The organism is Hyphomonas sp. UBA3601 (assembly GCF_002375605.1).
GTDB lineage: Bacteria > Pseudomonadota > Alphaproteobacteria > Caulobacterales > Hyphomonadaceae > Hyphomonas.
The window spans coordinates 14,758-19,551 of sequence record NZ_DFME01000086.1; the positions used below are offsets into that span (position 1 = coordinate 14,758).

The 4,794-nt window shown below is 57.4% G+C and carries 6 protein-coding genes and 1 pseudogene; 5 read left to right on the forward strand and 2 right to left on the reverse strand.

Translation table 11 applies throughout. The annotated features are described in order from the left end of the window. The 4 genes from B4F73_RS16745 to B4F73_RS08865 form a co-directional block, all read left to right on the forward strand. A partial coding sequence (locus tag B4F73_RS16745) for a hypothetical protein (protein WP_349679551.1) occupies positions 1-111 on the forward strand: 111 nt, incomplete at its 5' end. Between the two features lie 60 nt (positions 112-171). After that, a complete protein-coding gene (locus B4F73_RS08855; RefSeq protein WP_290480293.1) occupies positions 172-600 on the forward strand; it encodes a hypothetical protein in 429 nt (142 codons plus the stop codon). 15 nt (positions 601-615) lie between these two features. Continuing rightward, the gene (locus B4F73_RS08860) at positions 616-1,044 is read left to right on the forward strand and encodes a nuclear transport factor 2 family protein (protein WP_206991754.1); all 429 of its coding nucleotides are present in this window, start codon (positions 616-618) and stop codon (positions 1,042-1,044) included. 13 nt (positions 1,045-1,057) lie between these two features. Further along, positions 1,058-1,582, forward strand: a complete 525-nt coding sequence (locus B4F73_RS08865) for a GNAT family N-acetyltransferase (protein ID WP_206991753.1) — start codon at positions 1,058-1,060, stop codon at positions 1,580-1,582. Here the strand turns inward: B4F73_RS08865 and B4F73_RS08870 are convergent. Next, positions 1,579-3,330 carry a putative bifunctional diguanylate cyclase/phosphodiesterase gene (locus B4F73_RS08870; protein ID WP_206991752.1) on the reverse strand — a complete coding sequence of 584 codons (1,752 nt, stop codon included), beginning with the start codon at positions 3,328-3,330 and terminating at the stop codon, positions 1,579-1,581. The genes B4F73_RS08865 and B4F73_RS08870 overlap by 4 nt on opposite strands. Positions 3,331-3,453: 123 nt before the next feature. On the opposite strand from B4F73_RS08870, the gene hisB reads away from it, so the two are divergent. Further along, complete coding sequence (gene hisB, locus B4F73_RS08875) at positions 3,454-4,050, forward strand: imidazoleglycerol-phosphate dehydratase HisB (RefSeq protein WP_290483042.1); 597 nt, start codon at positions 3,454-3,456, stop codon at positions 4,048-4,050. A gap of 6 nt (positions 4,051-4,056) precedes the next feature. On the opposite strand, the pseudogene B4F73_RS08880 reads toward hisB, so the two are convergent. Then, positions 4,057-4,794 (reverse strand): annotated as a pseudogene (locus B4F73_RS08880) (amidohydrolase); the annotation flags it as partial.

Here is a 4,794-nt window from a genome sequence, read left to right on the forward strand (position 1 = left end):
GATGGCAAGATGCAGGACGATGCGACCTGGAAACAGGCCAAGGTGATTTCCGACCTGGCAGACCTCGTCGCTTCGAAAGATCCCGAGCTAGCCGCCGCATACGCGACCTGATCCCTCTTCACGCCGAGCAATTGCGTGATAGGGTTTCCCTTCGAAGAGGGAGTATCAGTGATGCGGAAATCCATTACGGCCTTGCTGGGTCTGAGCTTGATAGGCCTGTCTGCTATCGCAGATGAAGTCTGGTCCACACCGATTGGTGACGTCGTCTACGAGGATGAGACCGATGACGGCTGGGCCGTCTGGTCTTATCCGGGCCTGACCGAGCGCGGCACCGTCTACATCAAGGATCTGGCAGGCGTCTATGAGGGCCGAACCGCCTATGCCGGCATATGGATTGAGGCGGAAAGTCCGGGGATCGAGCTCTGTGATGTTGCCGTCACCGATCCGGCAACGGGGGAATCCCACTATAATTGGGGCCGCGTGGACATCGTGTTCACGGAGCCAGACTTTCCTGGCGGCTGGGTCGCACTTCGCGGGAGCTGTTTCAATGATCCGGGCGATTACCTGATCGGAAAACCGGTCACCGCAATACAAGAATAATCGAGAGGAAATCCGATGGCTGAACACCTTATCGCCATGACGGGCCATAGCCCAAACCTGCAACGCTGGTTTGATTGGATGAATGGTGACCATTCACCTGCTGGTCTGTCTGTCCAACTCGCTGACAATGTGGTCTTCAAGAGTCCGGTTGTGCATACACCGCAGGAGGGCAAGCCAATCACGATGGCCTACTTGACCGCTGCCGGACAAACGCTGGGCGGCGACACGTTCCGCTACACACGCGTATTCGATTGCGGCGACAAGGCGGTCCTTGAGTTTGAATGCGAAATGGATGGCGTGCTAGTGAATGGAGTCGATATGATCGCCTGGAACCCTGACGGACAGATTGAAGACTTCAAAGTTATGGTTCGACCACTGAAGGGCATGCAAGCCGTACATGCGGCCATGGGGGCCATGCTGGAAAAGATGAAGCAAAAGGCCTGAGGCGGCAACTGTCATGACCCTGCCTGTCATCATCACCGATCGATTGGTACTCTGTCCCCACGAGACCCGTCACTTCGAGCCATCTGCAGCCATGTGGGGGTCTCCATCAGTGACCCAACATATAGGCGGAACTCCGCGATCACGTCAGGAAGCCTGGTTTACCATCTGCCGCAATCGCGGAATGTGGGACCTGCTGGGGTATAGCTCCTGGGCAATCGAGGATCGTGAGACAGGCGCATTCATCGGTGAAGGCGGATTCGCAGACTTTATGCGCGGCATGACGCCGGACTTGTCTGAATGGCCAGAAGCCGGCTGGGTCTTTGCGGAAGTCGCTTGGGGAAAGGGTTACGCCAGCGAAGCCGTTGGCGCGATGCATGATTGGCTCGATGAGAATCGCCCGGGGCAAAGCGTCTGCATCATTGATCCGGACAATGCCGGGTCCCAACGAGTCGCTGACAAATGCGGCTATGAGTTTTGGCAGCAGGCGGAATACAAGGACGCAATCGTCAATGTGTACCGTCGCAATCCTGCGCGTTAGCCGACCTTAAGGCGCGATGCCTCACTCTTGCTACTCCAGCCCCGAATGAAATCCATGAAGGCCTCATGTGGCAGACCTGCGCTGTACAGAAAGCCTTGGGCCATCGAGCAGCCGCGCCGACGCAAGAAGTCTGCCTGACGCTCAGTTTCAACACCTTCCGCAACCGTATTCAGCCCTAGCGTTTCGGCCATGGCCAAAATCATTTCAATGATCGCGGGAGCTTGCTCGTCCGATTCAAGCGCAGAGACGAACTGGCGGTCGATCTTGAAAACGTCAAACGGCAGCTGGGTCAGAATGGACAAGTTGGAATGCCCCGTTCCAAAATCATCAATCGCCAGTTTTGTCCCAAGGCTCCGTAGAGGGCGCATCACCCGCGCAACCTTTTCAGGTTCGGACACGGCCATGCTTTCCGTGATCTCAAGCTCCAAGCGGTTCGGTGGCAAGCCAGTACGCTTGAGGATCGCCAGAACGGTTTCTGTCAGATCACTGGACTGAAACTGGCGCGGTGACACGTTTACCGCGACCGTTGCGTTGAAGCCTTCCTGCATCCAGATGCGGGCGGATTCGCAAGCCGCTTCAAGAACCTGTTCCCCGATTTGGGTCACGAGTCCGGTTTCTTCTGCCAGCGGAATAAATGTGTTCGGAGATATGATCTTCCCGTTCGGTCGGACCCAACGAGCCAATGCCTCGGCACCGACGACTTGGCCGGTCTGAAAATCGATCTTGGGCTGGAAATGCGTCTTGAACTCACGATTGGCGACTGCGTCGCGCAGTTCAGCTTCCAGCATATACTTGCCACGCGCAACACGGTTCAGGCGTGGTGAGAAGTAACGGAAGCCGGATCCGGTGTCGGTACGAACCTGGCGCAGGGCAAGCTCTGCGTGACGAAACAATTTGTGCATCGTATCGGCGTCTTCGGGCGCGATGACGATACCGCCAGAAATGCCCAGCGTTACAGACTGTCCGGACACGATGAAAGGATCCGCAAAGGCGAGCCGAATAGCGCGTGCAATGTTCGAGACGTAGTCGCGGCTGACCGCGCTTGGAAGGTACAAGGCGAAACTGTCGGCCTGCATCGCGGCCAGCATGGAGTTGTTCAGCCCGGCGCGAACCGGACCCTCGAGCGAGTCGAGCGCATTCGTCATACGCTGTCCACACGCCTTCAGGACGGCTTCGCTCGCAAGCGCACCAAGTCGCTCGGAAGCCCGCGTGAAATTATCGAGATCAAGGACGATGAGCGCGGCGGGCGTTTCGTATTTTGCGCGGGGCAGGGTCTTGGTTATGTGTTCTTCCAGCGCAATCAGGTTTGGCATACTCGTGCGCGGATCTTCGTAGGCCGTGCGTCGAAGCGCATCATTGTCGCGCCGCAACTTGCCGACCGATCGGATGACAACCGACCGCAACCGGCGGAGCTCGACAAACGAAACATTGGACAAGCGCGCCGACGGATCAACCTGCGCCACTTCAAGATATCGTGTGAAATCAACCAGGACGTTCTGGAATTCCCGGGCAAAAAACCAGGCTGTAATGGCGGCCACGACCGATGAAGACAGCAGCAACAGCATGATCGCCCAGATCGGCAAAGACATGTCTGTCCATGCTTTACCTTCGATGAGCGCACCATAGGCCTGCTCAATCGTCCATACGCCGACAAAAATGATAATCGTTGCGACCGCTGCGCACCACGCGGCAAACCGGGGAATGGTCATCCGGCCCAGAAGTCTCGAGATGAAACTCTGTTTGTCCACGCTTAGATATTCCTCACCACTCGCCACCTATGTGTGCGGTAACTATGTTTTCCGGAATATGTTTAGGAATCAGTGAACAAAACGCGCTAGCTGTAAGACATTCAAACCACTATATGGGCCTAGATGACCAATAATCGTACCGCCACCGTTACCCGTACCACCAAGGAAACCGATATCTCGGTAACCGTTGATCTGGATGGCACTGGAAAGTCCGCCATCGAAACCGGGATCGGCTTTTTCGATCATATGCTGGAGAGCTTCTCCAAGCATTCGGCTATCGACCTGACTGTGCGGTGCAAGGGCGATCTTCATATCGACATGCACCACAGCGTTGAAGATACAGGGATTGTTATCGGACAGGCGATCATGAAGGCGCTTGGCGACTTTGCAGGAATCACGCGATTTGGCCACGCCTATGTGCCGATGGATGAGACGCTGTCCCGCGCCGCGCTGGACCTATGCAAGCGGCCTTACCTGATCTGGAAAGTGGATTTCAGTCGCGACAAGATCGGCGAAATGGACACCGAACTCTTCAAGGAGTTCTTTCATGCCCTGGCCGGAAATGGTGGCATGTGCCTGCACATAGAGAACCTCTATGGCGAGAACTGCCACCACATCGCCGAGTCCTGCTTCAAGGCCACCGCCCGGGCGCTTCGCGCGGCAATTGCGGTCGACCCGAAACTGGGCGGCAAGCCGGCGAGCACCAAGGGTAGCCTCTAAGGGGTCTTATTTCCGATAATCAAGCGGCGGCTCACGGTCACCGAGCAGCGACTTGTACTCGTAATCCGGACCCCGGGCCGCGTCGAATTCCTCGCGGGCTTCAACACGCAGGCCTTTATTGGTGAACAGCTCCACTGCCGCCAGCGTCAGCGTCTCCGCGGCGACCTGTGTGCCCTTATGACCAATCGACGTGCCACTGGCCGCAACTGCCTGCCAGGAATGCGCCGATGTGCCCGGCACCCAAGTCGCTGTGCGCAGGCCGACCGTCGGGACCGCGTAGGAGACATCGCCCACATCGGTGGAGCCGTACCCCATGGAGACTTCGAAATCCTGCACTTCAGCGGCTGAGGCGATATCGCGTGCCGGGTTGTCAAAGGTCGAGGCGATGGTCTCGGCAAATTCGCGCTCAGCTGGCGTGTAGTCCACCCCGCCAACCAGCCGGAGTTTCTCGTCCATCATGCGGGCCAGTTTCTCATTCACGAGCAGCGGATTGTTGCCGTGAATGATTTCCCATTCCACGTCAGTGCCCGTGCCCAGCGCGGCGCCCCGGGCCGCGTCTTCGAGGCGGGTCCAGATGGCTTCAACGCCCTTCGGTGAAGGGTGGCGGACATAGTAGAAGACTTCGGCAAAGTCCGGCACGACATTGGGGGCAGAGCCACCGGACGTGATGACATAGTGCATGCGCGCATCCTGGGGGATGTGCTCGTGCATCATGTTGGCCATCATGTTCATCGCCTCGACCCC